Consider the following 17,407-nt stretch of genomic DNA (forward strand, 5'->3'; position numbering starts at 1 on the left):
AACGATCTACGGCAGATCGAAGCCCGATCAGGTCCAGTTGCTGTCGACAGCGGTCATGACGGTGGCCATCCGGGTGGCGCTGACCTGCGTAACGGCGGTCTTACCGCCCCGGACCAGGGTCTGGGACTTGGCATCGACAGCCTGACCGCTCATCGTCAAAAATGCGGCCGCGATTGCCACCGGAACCGCGGCAAGACGAGCGACACGGCACAGGCGAGACATACGACCACACCTTCCCAGAGCCCTAAAGCTTCGAACAGCTAATGATGATTCACACATTCGTGCACATGATGCCGCAGAATGCATCGAGATGTCACGAGCGCGGTTCCTCCCGGGGCGCGTCATCTCACTGCCATGCAGTCAGATGACACCGCAGATCTGTGGACGCAGCCTCACTGCCCGATGGACGATCAGTTCGCCCCCGATGGTCTCGACAAGGTCACATACTTGCCGATGTACCTTCAATTTGCCACAAATGAGTCAAACCGTCGGGCTCTACCGCTTGAGCAGCCACCGCCCACAGCGCCCACCGGCACTTTCCCCCTGCCCGGCAGGCCGTCCCCCGGAGTCGACATGAGTGAGCCCTACCTGCGCCAGCGCGCCGTCCAGACCCCCGAGGGTCGGCGCGCTCGGGTGTTTCTCGCCGCGCCGCTGATGCGGCTGACCGGGCCCGCCGACAGCGTGGTCACGCTGGCGAGCCGGACGCGGCTGACCACCCTCCGCTCGACGCTGCTGCGCAGCGGCGCGGCCGTCTACAGCGCTCACCACAGCGACGCCTGGACCGTGGCCGGCCGGGCCCCGGAGCCGCGCGTACCGTCCGACTTCCGCGCGCTGCAGACCGCCGACCTGGTCTTCGCGTACGTCGGCGCCCCGCTCTCGGCCGGTGTGAGCCTGGAGCTCGGCTGGGCCTCCGCGCTGCGCAAGCCCGTCGTCCTGCTGGTGGACGAGGCGATCACGCACAACCCGCTGATAGCCACCATCGAGCAGGTCGCCCCCGTCCTCCCGCTCGTCTTCGACGACACCTGGTCGCAGGAGGCCCTCCGCCACACGGTGGAGACCGCCCTGGACTGGGCGGGCATGGCGCTCTCGCTCCGCGAGGGTTTCTGGACCGCCCCCGGCGACACCTTCCCGTCCCCCCGCCAGGAGCCCCCGGTCTCCGGCCCGTTCGGCTACTGGTCCCCGGAGGTCGCCACCGGCTGACCGCGGCAGCGGGTCACTCACCTGACGCCGCCTCGCACTCGCGCAAACCGCCGGCTTCACTCGGTACGGTCCCCGCCCCGCATCAGCCAGCCCAGCTGGAACAGCGTCTGCGCCCCGTACCAGGTGCGAAGACGTGCGATGTGGCCGGCCACCGTGCGTTCGCTCAGGCCGAGGCGGGTGGCGACCGCGCGTTGGGTGAGGCCGGTGGCGAGCAGACGGCCCACCCGGTCGGCGGCGGTGCGGGCCGCGTGCTGGGTCGCGGGGACGTCCCACTGCACGGCGTCGGCGCGGGCCCAGTCCCGTTCGTAGACGCTCACCAGGAAGGCGACGGCGGCCGGATCGGTGATGAACGCCGCCTTGCTGTGGTCACCGGCCGCCGGGACCACCGCGACGGATCGGTCGAAGATCAGCATCCGCTGGAAGGACTCGTCCAGGGTCCTCAGCCGGGCCCCGCGCTCGGAGACCACCGCCGCGTACTCGACCGCTGCCGGTTCCAGGAGGGCGATGGGCTGGTAGAGGGTTCGCATGGCGCAGCCACGGGCGAGCACGGGGAGTTCCTGTTTGAGCGCGAGCTCCAGGACATCGGCGGCGCGCGGGCCCGGCTGGGCCGTCAGCATCTCGCCCCTGCAGTCGGAGGCCAGCTGGGTGATCCGGTGCCGGATGTGCTCGTAGCCCTCGACGTGGACCGCCTCCCCGAGCTGGTCGGCCCGGCTGGGCACCGCGTCGTAGGCCCTGGTCAGTCCGTCCATGTCCGAGGGCAGCCGCTCGGCGCGGAGCAGCAGCCGGGTGGCCTCGGAGCGCAGTTCCGAGCTGACCCTGCCGACCATGGCACGCGGGCTGATGGCGGTGTAGACGCCGTCCATGAGGTTCGGCAGTACCAGACCGGTCCGCACCAGCTGGTCGATCAGCGTCTGTTCGGCGGCGTCCACGGACGAGATGGGGATTCGGCCGCCCTCCGCCAGGATCGCGAGATACAGCTGCCGCGCGTTTTCACCGGGCATGTCCGGCTCCGGGCCGACCAGTTGATCCGCAGCCACTTCGAGCACTCCCTGCCGAGTTCCTCTCACCGTCGGGCCATGATCTCAGCAGGCTCGGCCGGCGGAGGTGGAGGAGCCCTTCGTCGCGGCAGGCCCTCGGAGCCCGGGGCCGGTTGAGCTCCGCAGCCTCCGGGGCCTGCCGCAGTACGCCACTGCCACAGCGCTTTCGGCGAGGCGGAGCAGCAACGCCTCGCCGAATCCGGTCACCGGGGGCCATCACCACACATGGCGTCCCGGCCGGCGCTCTTCCCCCCGATGCGCCGGCCCAGTCGTGCCTGGCGCACCCATGTTGAAGAGCAAGTCGCCGTCCTCGGGCTGCGGTTGCCCGGGCGACTTGGCGTGACTCCACCCTCACAGTGGGACGTCCGAGGAACAAGTGGCCCTCGCATGCAGGTTCCAGCAATTGCAGAAACCTGTATGCCGCCCGACTTCCCCGCTCGGGATATTTCTCCGTTTTCCGGCTTCTCACCGGCTTCTCGCCGTTCAGGAGAGCAACCCGGGCGGACGGTCGTTCGGGCCGGAGAGCCGGTCGGGGCTGTACCGCAGCGCGGCTCCCCGGACCCCCGGCCCCGGGCAGTTCCCGGTCCGCGCCGGCGGATCAGCGCAGCAGCTGCCCCTTCAGGAGGCCCCTGACCGTACGGGTGCCGGCCACCGCCCAGGCCGCGAGCAGCAGGAGGTACAGGCCGACGGCGAGGGCGGTGAAACCGTCGAAGCCGGTGTGGCGGGCGAGTCCGGAGCTGCCGGTGACAAGGGTGCCGACCGGGAAGGTGAAGGCCCACCAGGTCATGGCGAACGGCATTTCGGCGCGCCAGGCACGGAGGTTGGCGGCGGTGGCGATGCCGAGCCAGAGCATCGCGAACCCCATCACGGCCACGCCGTACAGGATGGCGAAGGCGGTCGCGGCGCCGACCAGCGGCGGGGCGGCGGTCTTCGCCGCGTCGGCGAGCTGGTTGACGGCGGTGGTGGACTGGCCGAGCGGTCCGAGCACCAGGAAGAGCGAGGGTGTCAGCACCAGCGTGGGCAGTTTGCTGTGCACCAGCCCGGCGAGGACCACCGGCAGCAGGGCGAGGATGCCCAGCAGGCTGGCTCCGAACAGCGCGTAGCAGCCGTACAGCATGGCCGTGGGCCACGGGCCTGGCAGATGCGGGACGAGCGCCGGGCCGAGTGCGGCCGCGACCATCGGGGCCACCCCGGGCAGCAGCCAGGTGGGGTTGGCCTTCAGCGCGGAGAGCTCATGCCTGGTGATCATCAGGTACGGGATCCCGGCGGCCACCACCACCGCGTACACCGTGCCGACCGTCCAGAGCACCAGATCCACCGCGACGGCGGGCCCGGTGCCGATCAGCCGGGAGCCGAGGACGAGGGTGCCGAAGCCGACGGCGAGCAGGGCCATCGGCGGGCAGCCGTAGAAGACGGCGGTGGCCGGGTTGTCCAGGAGCTGGCTGCGGGCGGCCTCGCGGTGCCGGGCGAAGTGCACCGCCCGGCCCGCGACCAGCAGCACCAGCGCGGCCAGCGACAGTGCCCAGACCAGTTCGCCGAAGCCGAGCAGCCCGGGCAGCCGGACCGGCAGGGCGGCCGCCCCGTTGGCGACGATCGCGGTGCCCATGACGGCGGCGTACCAGTTCGGGCCGAGCTGGGCCAGATCGAGCCGGTACGGCGCGCTGCGGGAGGAACCGAGAGAACCGGAGGTGCGGGGCGTGCTGAGGACGGACATGCCCCCACCGTGCCTGGCCGCCCCGGACGGCGGTAGCGCGGTGCGATCTATGAGGGCATAGCCTGGCTCTATGGCCCTCTCTCCCCGTGTCCCCGAACTCGGCGCGCTGGAACTGCTGGTCGCGGTGGCCCGGCTGGGCAGCGTGGGCCGGGCGGCGGCGGAGCTGGGGGTGAGCCAGCCGGCCGCCAGTGCCCGGATCAAGGGGATGGAGCGGCAGATCGGGGTCGCTCTGCTGGAGCGCTCGCCGCGCGGTTCGCGACCCACCGAGGTCGGGCGGCTGGTGGTGGAGTGGGCCCGCGGCGTGGTGGAGGCGGCCCAGGCGCTGGACGCGGGCATCGACGCAGTGCGTGAGCGCCGGGACGCGCGGCTGCGGGTGGTGGCCAGCCTGACCGTGGCCGAGTACCTGATGCCGGGCTGGCTGCTCGCCCTGCACGAGGCCAGCCCTGGTACGGCGGTCACGCTGCGGACGGCAAACTCGGCCGATGTCGCCGCGCAGGTACTGGCCGGGAACGCGGATCTCGGCTTCGTGGAGGGCCTGCGGACGCCCGCCGGACTCTCCGGCGCGGTGGTGGCGGCCGACCGGCTGGTACTCGTGGTCGCCCCCGGCCACCCGTGGGCCCGGCGCTCGTCGATCACCGGGGCCGAGCTCGCCGCGACCCCGCTGGTGCTGCGCGAACCCGGCTCCGGCACCCGCGAGGTGCTCGACCAGGCGCTGGCGCGCTACGGGGGCACGGCTCAGCCCCTGCTCGAACTGGCCTCCTCGACCGCGCTGAAGGCAGCCGCGATGACCGGCGCCGGGCCCGTCTGCCTGAGCGAGCTGGCCGTGGTCGAGGAACTGGCGACCCGCAGGCTGGTGTCCGTCCCGCTGGACGGGGTGGACCTGCACCGACCGCTGCGCGCCGTCTGGCCCTCGGGCCAGCGCCCCACCGGACCGGCCCGCACCCTACTCGGCCTGACCCGCATACCCGCCCGATGAGCGTTCAGCTGTGCAGAGCTTCTGGGGCGCGGGCAGCAGAAGCTCTGCGCAGCTGACCGCGCCCCCGAAAACCCTGCGCAGCTGCCCGAGCGTCTGAAGGCTCGCCCCGGGGGCCTGGGAAAAGGTGAGCGAGGTAGACTCAACTTAGTGCATGCTGAGTACAGCAGAGCTGATTCACGCCCATGAGAGGAGCACGCCAGCAGTGGATGCCAGCAAGTTCACCAGCAAGACGCAGGACGCCCTGTCCGCCGCGATCCGCCAGGCCAGCGCCGCAGGTAACCCGGACGTCAAGCCGGTGCACATCCTGCTGGCCCTGCTGGAGCAGTCCGAGGGCATCGCCCGCCCGCTGCTCGAAGCCGTCGGAGCGAACGTCTCCGCCGTCACCGCGGCCGCCCGCCAGCAGCTGGCCGCGCTGCCCAGCGCCCAGGGCTCGACCGTCTCCGCGCCGCAGCTCGCCCGCGACACCATGGCGGTGCTCGCCGAGGCCGGCAAGCGCGCCGACGATCTGGACGACCAGTACCTCTCCACCGAGCACCTGCTCGTCGGCCTCGCCGCCGAGGGCGGCGCGATCGCCGACCTGCTCAAGCAGTACGGCGCCGCGCCCAAGGCCCTGCTCGCCGCCTTCAAGGACGTCCGGGGCAGTGCCAGGGTCACCTCCCCCGACCCGGAGGGCACGTACAAGGCGCTGGAGAAGTACGGCACCGACCTCACCCAGGCCGCCCGCGACGGCAAGCTGGACCCGGTGATCGGCCGGGACCAGGAGATCCGCCGGGTGGTCCAGGTGCTCTCGCGCCGCACCAAGAACAACCCGGTGCTGATCGGCGACCCCGGCGTCGGCAAGACCGCCGTGGTCGAGGGACTGGCGCAGCGGATCGTCGCGGGTGATGTGCCGGAGTCGCTGCGCGGCAAGCGGCTGGTCGCGCTCGACCTCAGCGCGATGGTCGCGGGTGCCAAGTACCGGGGCGAGTTCGAGGAGCGGCTGAAGGCCGTCCTCAACGACATCAAGGCCAGCGACGGCCAGGTCGTCACCTTCATCGACGAGCTGCACACCATGGTCGGCGCCGGTGCGGGCGGCGACTCCGCGATGGACGCGGGCAACATGCTCAAGCCGATGCTGGCCCGTGGCGAGCTGCGCATGGTCGGCGCCACCACGCTGGACGAGTACCGCGAGCGGATCGAGAAGGACCCGGCGCTCGAGCGCCGCTTCCAGCAGGTGCTGGTCGGCGAGCCGAGCGTCGAGGACACCATCGCGATCCTGCGCGGCCTCAAGGGCCGGTACGAGGCGCACCACAAGGTGCAGATCTCGGACGCCGCCCTGGTCGCCGCGGCCACTCTCTCCAACCGGTACATCACCGCCCGGTTCCTGCCCGACAAGGCCATCGACCTGGTGGACGAGGCCGCCTCCAGGCTCCGGATGGAGATCGACTCCTCGCCGGTCGAGATCGACCAGCTCCAGCGCTCGGTCGACCGCCTGCGGATGGAGGAGCTGGCCCTGGAGAAGGAGTCCGACCCGGCCTCGGTGGACCGGCTCGCCCGGCTGCGCCGCGATCTGGCCGACAAGCAGGAGCAGTTGAGCGTCCTGACCGCCCGGTGGGAGCAGGAGAAGAAGAGCCTCAACCGGGTCGGCGAACTCAAGGAGCGGCTGGACGAACTGCACGGCTCCCTCGAACGCACCCAGCGCGACGGGGACTTCGAGCGCGCCTCCAAGCTGATGTATGCCGAGATCCCGGCCGCCGAGCGGGAGTTGGCCGAGGCTCAGGCCAGGGCCGAGGACGAGGACACCCCCTCGGCCATGGTCAAGGAGGAGGTCGGCCCCGACGACGTCGCCGATGTGGTCGCCTCCTGGACGGGCATCCCGGCCGGTCGCCTGCTGGAGGGCGAGAGCGCAAAACTCCTGCGGATGGAGGAGGAGTTGGGCCGCCGCCTGATCGGCCAGATCGAGGCCGTACGGGCCGTCTCGGACGCCGTGCGCCGCGCCCGCTCGGGCATCGCCGACCCGGACCGCCCGACCGGCTCCTTCCTCTTCCTCGGCCCGACCGGTGTCGGCAAGACCGAACTCGCCAAGGCGCTGGCCGACTTCCTCTTCGACGACGAGCGGGCGATGGTCCGCATCGACATGAGCGAGTACGGCGAGAAGCACTCCGTCTCCCGTCTGGTCGGCGCCCCGCCCGGGTACGTCGGCTACGAGGAGGGCGGCCAGCTCACCGAGGCCGTCCGGCGCCGCCCGTACAGCGTCGTCCTGCTGGACGAGGTGGAGAAGGCCCACCCGGAGGTCTTCGACGTCCTGCTCCAGGTGCTGGACGACGGCCGCCTCACCGACGGCCAGGGCCGCACGGTGGACTTCCGCAACGCCATCCTGATCCTCACCTCCAACCTTGGCAGTCAGTTCCTGGTCGACCCGACCACCCCGGAGGAGCGGAAGAAGCAGCTGGTGCTCGACACCGTCCGAGGCGCCTTCAAGCCGGAGTTCCTCAACCGGCTGGACGACATCGTGGTCTTCGACGCCCTCGGCACCGCCGAGCTGAGCCGGATCGTGGACCTCCAGGTCGCCAGGCTCGGCGAGCGCCTGCGCGAGCGCCGGCTCACCCTGGACGTCACCGACGCGGCCCGTGACTGGCTCGCGCTCACCGGTTACGACCCGGCGTACGGGGCCAGGCCGCTGCGGCGGCTGGTCCAGTCCGCGATCGGGGACCAGCTGGCGCGGGCGATCCTCTCCGGCGAGGTCCACGACGGGGACACGGTGGTGGTCGAGCGCGACGAGGCGGGTGACCGCCTCACCGTGCGGGCCCAGCACCCGGTCCCCTCTCTGCGGAAGTGACCCGCGAGGGCCCGGGATTCCCCACCCCCGGGCCCTGGGCCCCGTCCGCTGCCGACCCGTCCGCGGCAGCCGCCCAAAGGTCTTGTGGCCGGACGCGCGGGCAGCCCTGTGTCGTGGGCGCGGAATGAGGCAGGATGGGGGCATGGAAGGGCGGCCCCTCAGTCCCAGCCACCCTTGTGAACTGAGAATACGAAGGACCTCCCCATGAGCATCGACCCGTCGTCCATCCCCTCCTTCGGCGCGCCGCAGCCCCCCCAGGGTGGCCAGCCCGGTGGTGGCCCGGCCGGCCCGCCGCCCGTGGTGGTCCCGGACCAGGCCCTGGTGACGCAGCTGCTCGACCAGATGCAGCTCAAGCACCTGGTGGACGATGAGGGCGACCTCACCGCACCCTGGGACGGCTTCCGCGTCTACTACATGTTCCGCGGCGAGCAGAAGGAGCTCTTCGCGGTCCGCGCCTTCTACGACCGCGCCTACCCGCTTGAGGACAAGGTCGAGATCCTCGACCTGATCGACGAGTGGAACCGCGAGACCCTCTGGCCCAAGGTCTACACCCACACCCACGAGGACGGCGTCGTCCGCCTGATCGGCGAGGCCCAGATGATCGTCGGCACCGGCGTCAACCTGGACTACTTCGTCACCACCACCGCCAACTGGACCCAGGCCGCCGTCGGCTTCGAGCAGTGGATCGTCGAGCGCCTCGGCCTCCAGAAGGAAATCGAGGGCGAGCCCGGCCAGGGCGACGCCTCCGACGAGGGCTGACCCCCTCCCCCGCACTCACCGGGCCCGTCACCCCCACCACGGGGGCGGTGGGCCCGTTCGCTTCCGCCGACCCGGCGTCAGGCATCGGCACGGCAAGGGGTGCTCACCCACCGTCGACTCGCGGCACGGGCTTGTCAGAGACCGTCCGTGGCCGGAGGATGGGCGCCGACGACAAGCCGTGAGGAGCCGGGATGAGTGCGAGGCCGCTGCTGAACCGCAGGCTGGCGGGGCTGGGTACGACGATCTTCGCCGAGATGTCGGCACTCGCCACCGCCACCGGCTCGATCAACCTCGGACAGGGCTTCCCGGACACCGACGGGCCGCGCGAGATCGCCGAAGCGGCCGCTCGGGCCGTTCTGACCGGCAAAGGCAACCAGTACCCGCCAGGACCCGGCATCCCCGAGCTGCGCCAGGCCGTCACCGAGCACCAGCAGCGCTTCCACCAGCTCACGTACGACCCCGACACCGAGGTCCTGGTCACCGCCGGCGCCACCGAGGCGATCGCCGCCGCCCTGCTCGCGCTGCTGGAGCCCGGCGACGAGGTGATCGCCTTCGAACCCTTCTACGACTCCTACGCCGCCAACATCGCCATGGCCGGCGCCGTACGCGTCCCGCTCACCCTCCGCGCCCCCTCCTTCCGCCCGGACCTGGACGAGCTGCGCGCCCTGATCACCCCGCGCACCCGGCTGCTGCTGCTCAACACCCCGCACAACCCCACCGGTACCGTCCTCACCCCGGACGAGCTCACCGCCATCGCCGAACTCGCCTGCGAGCACGACCTGCTGGTGATCACCGACGAGGTGTACGAGCACCTGGTCTTCGGCTCCGCGCACCACCCGATCGCCGCCCTGCCCGGCATGCGGGAGCGCACGGTCTCGATCTCCTCCGCCGGCAAGACCTTCTCCTTCACCGGCTGGAAGGTCGGCTGGGTGACCGCGAGCCCTGCCCTGGTCTCGGCGGTCCGCACGGCCAAGCAGTACCTCACCTACGTCAGCGCCGGCCCCTTCCAGTACGCCGTCGCCGAGGCGCTCCGCCTGCCCGACAGCTACTTCGACACCCTCCGCGTCGACCTGCTCCGCAAACGCGACCTGCTGGTTGACGGTCTCTCATCCGCCGGCTTCCGGGTCTTCAACCCCGAGGGCACGTACTTCATCACCACCGACATCACCCCGCTCGGCGAGAAGGACGGCCTGGAGTTCTGCCGCTCCCTGCCCGAACGCTGCGGCGTGGTCGCCATCCCCAACGTCGTCTTCTACGACAACACCGAGGCGGGCCGCAGCCTCGTGCGCTTCACGTTCTGCAAGCGCGTCAGCGTGATCGAGGAGGCGGTGGCGCGGCTTCGGCGGCTCTGACCGGCCGCGACCGGACACCGCCTGCACCGCTCAGCCGCCATGCCGTCATCTCGGCTGCCACAGCGCTCAGTTGTGCGACACCCGCGCCCTTGACCGCGAAGGCCGTGCCGACCGTGCCCGGCCGTGCCGCCCGTTGTCTGCGGACCCGGCGTCGGCACGACGTTGCGGCCGATCAGTACGTTCATGCGCCCACCGCGCCATGCGCCCTCGTCGGGGTCGGGCCGCTCACCCGGATGGCCGCATCCGCCCTCGGCATCGCCCCGGCAGGGCCGAGGGCACACCATGGACGCGCCTCCGTGCGGTCGGGGCACCCCCGGCGTACACGGCGCACGCCAGGCTTGCGCGGCGCACGCTCCGTTTGAACGGGCGTACATCGGACAGACTCCTTCAGCGGCCCGATCACACCCTGGACGCGGCTGCGTCCGGAACGGTGAACGCCTGGAAAAGATGGGTAAATCCCTGACGGACCCGGAGAATTCGTGCTTCTCTGCTGCTGAATCTCCAGCCGGAATCCTTCCTTCCACGGTCGGCCGCGCCAGGGACCGCCCAGCCTCGAACAGCTCGCCCATCGGCGGAGTCTGATGCTGAACGGCCGGCCTACGGAGCTGAAAAGCGGAGCCCAGCATGCTCACCACATTGCAGACCTCCTACACGGACACCCGCGCCGGTGACCTGGCTTGGTGCCTGGGCGGCGACCCGCTGCCCGCGCTCGCGGTGCGCGAGCTGAAACTGGACGACCCCGCCTGCCGGGACGGCCAGGACGGACCGGGCGGCGGGGCGGGTCAGGACGCCCCGGACAACTGGGCGGGCGGGACGCTGCAGCTCCGTCTGCTCGGCGCCTCGCACCAGGTGATCCTGGCGGCCGGCCTGGGCGAGTGCCTGGAGACCGTCGCCTGCATGCCGGGGCGGCAGACCCCGCTGCCCGCCCGGGTGGCCAAGCAGGTCGCGGGCTGGGAGTACGAGTTCGCCGCCCGGATCGAGGAGCTGCCGCCGCACGTCTTCGCTGCGCGGGCCCAGGAGCTGCTGGCGCTGGTCGAGGGACATCCCCGCGCCCTGGCCGGCATCTTCCCCGGCGACCCGAGCGCCTTCACCGCACTGGTGGCCCAGGGCGACCTGCACCGCGTCCTGTGGCGCACCTGGCACGCGTACCCGCAGGAAGGCCGGCTGGTGTGCACCCGCTCCTGTCTTGTGGTGCGCAGCGGTGCTACGGAAGCGGACGGGCCGGCCTTTCACCCGGTCGGGCCAAGCAGGTAATCCGTGCTGATGAGTCGTCAACTCGACGAATGGCACTGTCCATCGAATGGGTGCAGCATCCGATGCCGAACGTCGCCTAGCGTTTGTTCATGATCAACCAACCGGCGGGAACACCCGTACAGCCGGGCCTGGAATCCGAGGACCCCGCCCTGATCGGCCGGATCGGGGCGAGGGCGATCAGGGCCCGGGACGCCATACCGAGTGGACGTCCGTGCCGGCCGGCCCGACCGCTGGTGCTGCTCGCCGCGTTCGTCTGCGCGGCCTGCGGCCTGGTCTACGAGCTCGAACTGGTCGCGCTCGGAGGCTACTTGCTCGGCGACTCGATGACCCAGACGTCCGTGGTGCTCTCCGTCATGGTCTTCGCGATGGGCGTCGGCTCACTGCTCGCCAAGCGGCTGGCCCGACGTCCGGCCACCGCCTTCGCGGCGATCGAGTGCGCGCTGGCGCTGGTCGGCGGCCTCTCGGTGCTGGTGCTGTACTCCTGCTGGGCCTGGCTCGACCGGTACGGCGCCACCATGGTCGGCATGGTCGGGATGACCTTTGTGATCGGTGTACTGATCGGGGCCGAGATCCCGCTGCTGATGACCCTGATCCAGCGGATCCGCCGCGAGGACGCCGGACGCGCCGCCGCCGACCTCTTCGCGGCCGACTATGTCGGCGCCCTGATCGGCGGCCTGGCCTTCCCGTTCCTGCTGCTGCCCACCTTCGGCCAGGCCACCGGCGCGCTGCTGACCGGCGCGGTGAACGCCGTCGCCGGGGCGGCCGTGGTGCTCTGGCTGTTCCGCGAGGAACCACCGCCGCGGGCCCGGCTGCTGCTCTGGACCGGCTGCGGCCTGGTACTGGCCGCTCTGGCGACCGCCGCGGCGTTCACCGGTGCGATCGAACGGGCCGCGCGGCACGCCCTGTACGGCGACCAGGTCCGTTTCGCGGCCCAGAGCCGGTACCAGGAGATCGTGCTGAGCGGGCCTGCCGCGCCCGCCTCCCGGACCACCACGGCCGACGGACGCGCCCCCGGGCAGCACACCGCAGAAGCCGCCTCGGATGCTCCCGCCGACGCCGCACCGCTGAAGCTCTTCCTGGACGGCCGGCTGGCGGTCTGCGGCCCGGACGAGTACCGGGACCACGAGGCGCTGGTGCACCCCGCGCTGGCCGCCGGTCCCAGCGACCGCGTCCTGCTGCTCGGCGGGGACGGGCTGGCGCTGCGCGAGGTGCTGCGGCACTCACTGGTCCGGTCCGTGGTGGTGGTCGAGCAGGACCCGGCGCTGCCCGCCCTGGTCAGGAGGGACCCGGCGCTCGCCGAACTCAGCGAGCACTCCTTCGAGGACCCGCGCGTCCGACTGATCACCGCCGACCCGCTCCAGTGGCTCCGCGCCGACCGGGACGGCCCGGACACGTCCTTCGACGTGGTGATCTCGGACGAGCGCGGCCCGGAGGGGCGACGCGGCCAGAAGTACGGCTCGCTGGAGTTCTACGGGCTCGCCGCACACCACCTGGCCCCCCAGGGACGGCTGGCGATCCGGACCGGGCCGGTCGGCCCCGCGCTCTGGTCGGCCGAGGCCGGTCTGCGGGAGACCGGGCTGCGCACCGTCCTGTACGAGGGCGCGGCGGGCGCCGACCACTGCGCCGCAGGACCGCAGACCGCATCGGTCTTCCTCCTGGCCGGACGGGAACAGCCCCTCCTGGGCCTCGGCCAGGACGCCCCGCCACCGCGTTCGCTGACCGCCGCCGGACTGCGCGGCTCCGCCTGGCTGCTGGCCCAGCAGCGTCCGGCCGAGGCCCCGGCCCCGCACACCCTGCTCGGGTGATCCGACGCGCCGCCCGACGCGCCGCACCCACCGCACCCACGCGAACGCACACCGTGAGCCGGTCGGGCTACCGGGACGGCACCGGCGAGAAGAACCTGCCCGCAAGCTCTCGCCCTGGCCGAGCGGGTCGGTAGGCTCGCGGGCATGGAGCATGAGGTTGTCGTCCCGCTGCCGGCCACCGTCGTCCAGCAGGCGCTGCAGGACCCGGAACTGCTGGTCCGCTGCGTCCCCGGGCTGAGCACCGACGCCGAGGAGGACGCCGAGACCGGCGCCGCCACGAGCACCGCCGAGAAGCCCGGCAAGGGCGGCGGCAAGGCCGGTGGAAAGAACGCCGGCGGGAAGAACGGAGCCAAGAGCAGCGGCAAGGCTGCCGGGAAGTACGCCTTCGGCGACGAGATCGGCGGGCGGCTGCGGCTGCGGATCGGCGGCTCCACCATCACCTACCGAGGCGTGATCTCGCTGATCGAGGGCCGGGAGGGCGTACTCACCGCCTTCGCCGAGGGCCAGGAGTCCCGGGGCAGCGGCGAGGCGTCCGCGACCGTCCGGATCGCCGCGATGCCCACCGTTTCGGCGACGGAGGGCGGCGACGAGACCGAGAGCACCACCATCCGGTTCACCGGCGACCTGAGCGCGAGCGGCCGACTGACCGAGCTGGACTCCACCACCCTGACCACCGCCGGCCGCCGCCTGCTGGACCGCTTCGCCGCCGCGCTGGCCGCCGAGGCCGGCGGCGAGGAGCCGCCCGGTGCGACCGTCGTCTACCTGGAGGCCCACGCCCCCGGCTTCGGCAGCGACCTGGACGAGGACCTCTCCGACCTGATCGCCTTCTCGGACGAAGACGTCTTCGCGGCCCCGAAGGCGGCCTCGTCCGAGACGCCCGCGGCCGAGACCGACCGGGCCGACGGGACCGCGGAGACGGAGGAAGCCGAGGACGAAGAAGCCGACGACGTCGTGGCGGCCGAGTCCGCCCAGCCCGAGTCCGCCCAGCCCGAGTCCGCCCAGTCCGAGGGGTCCGAGTCCGCGGAGGAGCGGGAGAGGGAGGCGGAGGCCGCCGCAGCCGCTGCCGCTGCCGCCGCAGAGATCCCCGACTCCCCTGCGGACCTCGGCTACGAGTTCGAGCAGGAGTACGAGCAGGGCTTCGGCTACGACCAGGACCGTCCGGCCGAGGAGCAGCTCAGCGGCCCGGTGCGGCGCAGCATCGTCGGCCGCTCGGCCGAGGAGGTCGACCACGCCCCGCCGCGCGGCCGGTACGCGCCCGCGCCGCCCGCCCGCAGTGCCCGGGCCCGGGCCGCCACCCGCTGGGCCGGCGCCGACGCGGCCCCGGTCGGGGTGGGCCCGGCCGGCGACCGCAGCGCGATGCCCTGGGTGATCGGCGGCGGGGTCGCACTGCTCGGCGGCGCGGTCGTCCTGGTCCGCGCCCTGCGCCGTCGCTGACACCCGGAGCACGGCCGACGCAGCGCCCGCGTCGGCCGTGCTGGGCACGGAGGTCTGCTCCGGACGTCCCGCCGGGCCGCGACGCCGCCCGCCGCGCCGCCCGCTGATGTTCGGCGCCCGGCAGCAGCAGCCTCAGGTGTCACAGCCGGTGGGAGCTCCGAAGCAGGCCCTAGACTGACTGCTCATGAGCAACGACCGCGACGCCCTGCTGGCGCAGATCAAGGACAAGGCCGTCGTGCACGGCAAGGTCACCCTCTCCTCCGGGCTGGAGGCCGACTACTACGTGGACCTGCGCCGCATCACGCTGGACGCCGAGGCGGCGCCGCTGGTGGGCAAGGTCATGCTGGACGCCACCGCCGACCTGGACTACGACGCCGTGGGCGGTCTGACCCTGGGCGCCGACCCGGTGGCCGCCGCGATGCTGCACGCCGCCGCCGCGCGCGGCCGCAAGCTGGACGCCTTCGTGGTCCGCAAGGCGGGCAAGGCGCACGGCCTGCAGCGCCGGATCGAGGGCCCGGACGTCAAGGGCCGCCGGGTGCTGGCGGTCGAGGACACCTCCACCACCGGTGGTTCGGTGCTCACCGCCGTCGAGGCGCTGCGTGAGGCCGGTGCCGAGGTGGTCGGCGTCGCGGTGATCGTGGAGCGCGGCGCGGCCCCGGCGATCGAGAAGACGGGCCTGCCCTACTACACCGCCTACACCCTGGACGACCTGGGCCTCTGAGCCCGCGCCGCCGTCCGGCGACCGGCATGACGGCCGGTGTTTCACGTGAAACAACGCGAGACACCGGCCGTCGGCCGTTCCGGGAACGCCGACGGGCCCGGACACCGTCTCGGTGTCCGGGCCCGTCGGCGGAGCGAGCGGGGTCCCAGGGCTCGGCTCAGAGCTTGCGGTGACGGCCGCTGCTCACCGGCTCGCCGGCCTCGGCGACCGGGCCGGCCTTCTTCTTCCTGCGCTCGCGCAGCACCTCGACGATGATCGGCGAGATCGAGATCAGGATGATCAGGGCCATCGCGGGGATCAGGTACTTGTCGATCACCGGCGCCATCGCATCGCCGAAGAAGTAGCCGATCATCAGCATGGACTCGGTCCACAGCACACCGCCGAGCACGTTCCACGCGAAGAAGGTCCTGGCCGGCATCTCCAACGTGCCCGCGACCGGATTGAGGAAGGTCCGGACGATGGGGATGAAGCGCGCCATCACCACGGCCTTCGCCGGGCCGAACTTGTCGAAGTACTCCTCGGCCTTGAGCACGTACTCACGGCGGAAGATCTTCGACTCCGGCTTGTCGAACAGCCGTGGGCCGACCTTGGCGCCGATCAGATGGCCGAGCTGCGCACCGGCAACGGCACAGATCGGCGCGCCGACGAACAGGACGGCGGCCGGAAGCCTGGCCCCCTCGCCGAGCACCGAGGAGGCGGCACCGGAGGCCGCGACCCCGGCCAGGATCAGCAGGGAGTCACCGGGGAAGAAGAACCCGACCAGCAGGCCGGTCTCCGCGAAGATGATCGCAAGAAGCCCGATGGCGCCCAGCGACGAGATCAGCGACTTTGCGTCGAGCACGTTGACGGCTAGCTGGTTGTAGTCCACGCGCGCAGGATAGCGCCCAAGTCCTGCGCGCGGCTGAACGTCCCCGGCTGCGGCCGTGACCTCGGGCCTCACTCCCGGCGTCTTCCGTCCCAAGTGGCGGCCCGCTGGGTGGACCCGGGGGCCGAGTCTGGGAAGATGGCACAGGTGTCCGCCTCGCGGTCATGGAACCCCCTCATCCTCGTACCGCGGTTGGCACCGTCGAACCTGGTACCAGAGCCGCACCGCAGCGTTGCGTCGGCCAGCCGGTGCCGCACCTCGACCCAGGCGTACCGTGCCTCGGACAGAGTCGTCCGAGCGCCCCACACCGACAGGAGCGGATTCGCATGCCCATCGCAACTCCCGAGGTCTACAACGAGATGCTCGACCGGGCCAAGGCGGGCAAGTTCGCCTACCCGGCCATCAACGTCACCTCGTCGCAGACGCTGCACGCCGCGCTGCGTGGCTTCGCCGAGGCCGAGAGCGACGGCATCATCCAGATCTCCACCGGTGGTGCGGAGTTCCTCGGTGGCCAGCACAACAAGGACATGGTGACCGGCGCCGTCGCGCTCGCCGAGTTCGCGCACATCGTGGCCGCCAAGTACGACGTCACCGTCGCGCTGCACACCGACCACTGCCCGAAGGACAAGCTGGACGGCTATGTCCGCCCGCTGCTGGCGATCTCCGCCGAGCGCGTGGCCAAGGGCCAGAACCCGCTCTTCCAGTCCCACATGTGGGACGGCTCCGCCGAGACCCTGAACGACAACCTCGCCATCGCCCAGGAGCTGCTGGCCCAGGCCGCCGCCGCCAAGATCATCCTTGAGGTCGAGATCACCCCGACCGGTGGCGAGGAGGACGGCGTCTCGCACGAGATCAACGACGAGCTGTACACCACCGTCAACGACGTCGTCCGCACCGCCGAGGCCCTGGGACTGGGCGAGAAGGGCCGCTACCTGCTGGCCGCCTCCTTCGGCAACGTGCACGGCGTCTACAAGCCGGGCAACGTCGTGCTGAAGCCGGAGCTGCTGCGCGAGCTGCAGGACGCGATCGGCAAGCAGTACGGCAAGAACGACCCGTTCGACTTCGTCTTCCACGGCGGCTCCGGCTCCAGCGCCGAGGAGATCGCCACCGCGCTGGAGAACGGCGTCGTGAAGATGAACCTCGACACCGACACCCAGTACGCCTTCACCCGCCCCGTCGCGGACCACATGTTCCGCAACTACGACGGTGTGCTGAAGGTCGACGGCGAGGTCGGCAAGAAGAACACCTACGACCCGCGCACCTGGGGCAAGCTGGCCGAGGCCGGCATGGCCTCCCGCGTGGTCGAGGCCGCCCAGCAGCTGCGCTCGGCCGGCAACCGCATCAAGTAGTCCCGACACCCGAAGGGGCGCCCTCCACCGCTGTGCGGAGGGCGCCCCTTCGGCATGTCCGGGTCCGCCTCTGATCTTGGCCGGTGCTCCGCCGCTCACGGCGGAGGTGGAGGCCGCCCTCGA

14 protein-coding genes are annotated in these 17,407 nt (G+C 71.8%); 10 read left to right on the forward strand and 4 right to left on the reverse strand.

Translation table 11 applies throughout. The features are described from left to right. Positions 1 to 27 precede the first annotated feature (27 nt). Positions 28 to 153 (reverse strand): hypothetical protein, encoded by a 126-nt coding sequence (locus P3T39_RS03010; RefSeq protein ID WP_280695682.1) that lies wholly within the window; start codon positions 151 to 153, stop codon positions 28 to 30. Between the two features lie 420 nt (positions 154 to 573). On the opposite strand from P3T39_RS03010, the gene P3T39_RS03015 reads away from it, so the two are divergent. Continuing rightward, positions 574 to 1,200 (forward strand): hypothetical protein, encoded by a 627-nt coding sequence (locus P3T39_RS03015; RefSeq protein WP_280695683.1) that lies wholly within the window; start codon positions 574 to 576, stop codon positions 1,198 to 1,200. Between the two features lie 56 nt (positions 1,201 to 1,256). Here the strand turns inward: P3T39_RS03015 and P3T39_RS03020 are convergent, their stop codons facing one another. Together P3T39_RS03020 and P3T39_RS03025 are read right to left on the reverse strand one after the other, a co-directional pair. Then, a complete protein-coding gene (locus P3T39_RS03020) occupies positions 1,257 to 2,237 on the reverse strand; it encodes a LuxR family transcriptional regulator (RefSeq protein ID WP_280695684.1) in 981 nt (326 codons plus the stop codon). Between the two features lie 598 nt (positions 2,238 to 2,835). Further along, a complete protein-coding gene (locus P3T39_RS03025) occupies positions 2,836 to 3,951 on the reverse strand; it encodes a TDT family transporter (protein ID WP_280695685.1) in 1,116 nt (371 codons plus the stop codon). A 70-nt stretch (positions 3,952 to 4,021) separates the two neighbouring features. Here P3T39_RS03025 and P3T39_RS03030 point away from each other — a divergent pair, with 70 nt between their 5' ends. From P3T39_RS03030 to pyrE, 8 genes are all read left to right on the forward strand, one after another. Further along, on the forward strand, positions 4,022 to 4,927 hold the full coding sequence (locus P3T39_RS03030) for a LysR family transcriptional regulator (protein ID WP_280695686.1): 906 nt from the start codon (positions 4,022 to 4,024) through the stop codon (positions 4,925 to 4,927). 202 nt (positions 4,928 to 5,129) lie between these two features. Continuing rightward, the gene (gene clpB, locus P3T39_RS03035; RefSeq protein ID WP_280695687.1) at positions 5,130 to 7,745 is read left to right on the forward strand and encodes an ATP-dependent chaperone ClpB; all 2,616 of its coding nucleotides are present in this window, start codon (positions 5,130 to 5,132) and stop codon (positions 7,743 to 7,745) included. A gap of 204 nt (positions 7,746 to 7,949) precedes the next feature. Then, on the forward strand, positions 7,950 to 8,504 hold the full coding sequence (locus tag P3T39_RS03040) for a YbjN domain-containing protein (protein ID WP_280695688.1): 555 nt from the start codon (positions 7,950 to 7,952) through the stop codon (positions 8,502 to 8,504). 191 nt (positions 8,505 to 8,695) lie between these two features. After that, complete coding sequence (locus P3T39_RS03045; protein WP_280695689.1) at positions 8,696 to 9,856, forward strand: pyridoxal phosphate-dependent aminotransferase; 1,161 nt, start codon at positions 8,696 to 8,698, stop codon at positions 9,854 to 9,856. Between the two features lie 624 nt (positions 9,857 to 10,480). Next, on the forward strand, positions 10,481 to 11,110 hold the full coding sequence (locus P3T39_RS03050) for a DUF2617 family protein (protein WP_280695690.1): 630 nt from the start codon (positions 10,481 to 10,483) through the stop codon (positions 11,108 to 11,110). A gap of 89 nt (positions 11,111 to 11,199) precedes the next feature. Then, entirely contained in the window at positions 11,200 to 12,915 is a 1,716-nt protein-coding gene (locus tag P3T39_RS03055) for a spermidine synthase (protein ID WP_280695691.1), read from the forward strand. Between the two features lie 144 nt (positions 12,916 to 13,059). Next, the gene (locus tag P3T39_RS03060) at positions 13,060 to 14,349 is read left to right on the forward strand and encodes a hypothetical protein (RefSeq protein ID WP_280695692.1); all 1,290 of its coding nucleotides are present in this window, start codon (positions 13,060 to 13,062) and stop codon (positions 14,347 to 14,349) included. Between the two features lie 184 nt (positions 14,350 to 14,533). Beyond that, positions 14,534 to 15,070, forward strand: coding sequence for an orotate phosphoribosyltransferase (gene pyrE, locus P3T39_RS03065; RefSeq protein ID WP_280695693.1), 537 nt, complete (start codon positions 14,534 to 14,536; stop codon positions 15,068 to 15,070). A gap of 157 nt (positions 15,071 to 15,227) precedes the next feature. Here the strand turns inward: pyrE and P3T39_RS03070 are convergent, their stop codons facing one another. Then, positions 15,228 to 15,938 (reverse strand): VTT domain-containing protein, encoded by a 711-nt coding sequence (locus P3T39_RS03070; protein ID WP_280695694.1) that lies wholly within the window; start codon positions 15,936 to 15,938, stop codon positions 15,228 to 15,230. Between the two features lie 323 nt (positions 15,939 to 16,261). Between P3T39_RS03070 and fbaA the strand changes: the two genes are divergently transcribed. Then, positions 16,262 to 17,284 (forward strand): class II fructose-bisphosphate aldolase, encoded by a 1,023-nt coding sequence (gene fbaA, locus P3T39_RS03075; RefSeq protein ID WP_280695695.1) that lies wholly within the window; start codon positions 16,262 to 16,264, stop codon positions 17,282 to 17,284. Positions 17,285 to 17,407: the final 123 nt, after the last annotated feature.

This window comes from Kitasatospora sp. GP82 (assembly GCF_029892105.1).
Classification (GTDB): Bacteria; Actinomycetota; Actinomycetes; order Streptomycetales; family Streptomycetaceae; genus Kitasatospora.

Excerpts from the sequence above, each read along its gene's own strand:
- P3T39_RS03010 (WP_280695682.1), bottom strand. The coding sequence starts at position 153 with ATGAGCGGTCAGGCTGTCGATGCCAAGTCCCAGACCCTGGTCCGGGGC.
- P3T39_RS03015 (WP_280695683.1), top strand. The coding sequence starts at position 574 with ATGAGTGAGCCCTACCTGCGCCAGCGCGCCGTCCAGACCCCCGAGGGT.
- P3T39_RS03025 (WP_280695685.1), bottom strand. The coding sequence starts at position 3,951 with ATGTCCGTCCTCAGCACGCCCCGCACCTCCGGTTCTCTCGGTTCCTCC.
- P3T39_RS03030 (WP_280695686.1), top strand. The coding sequence starts at position 4,022 with ATGGCCCTCTCTCCCCGTGTCCCCGAACTCGGCGCGCTGGAACTGCTG.
- P3T39_RS03040 (WP_280695688.1), top strand. The coding sequence starts at position 7,950 with ATGAGCATCGACCCGTCGTCCATCCCCTCCTTCGGCGCGCCGCAGCCC.
- P3T39_RS03045 (WP_280695689.1), top strand. The coding sequence starts at position 8,696 with ATGAGTGCGAGGCCGCTGCTGAACCGCAGGCTGGCGGGGCTGGGTACG.
- P3T39_RS03050 (WP_280695690.1), top strand. The coding sequence starts at position 10,481 with ATGCTCACCACATTGCAGACCTCCTACACGGACACCCGCGCCGGTGAC.
- P3T39_RS03055 (WP_280695691.1), top strand. The coding sequence starts at position 11,200 with ATGATCAACCAACCGGCGGGAACACCCGTACAGCCGGGCCTGGAATCC.
- P3T39_RS03060 (WP_280695692.1), top strand. The coding sequence starts at position 13,060 with ATGGAGCATGAGGTTGTCGTCCCGCTGCCGGCCACCGTCGTCCAGCAG.
- pyrE (WP_280695693.1), top strand. The coding sequence starts at position 14,534 with ATGAGCAACGACCGCGACGCCCTGCTGGCGCAGATCAAGGACAAGGCC.
- fbaA (WP_280695695.1), top strand. The coding sequence starts at position 16,262 with ATGCCCATCGCAACTCCCGAGGTCTACAACGAGATGCTCGACCGGGCC.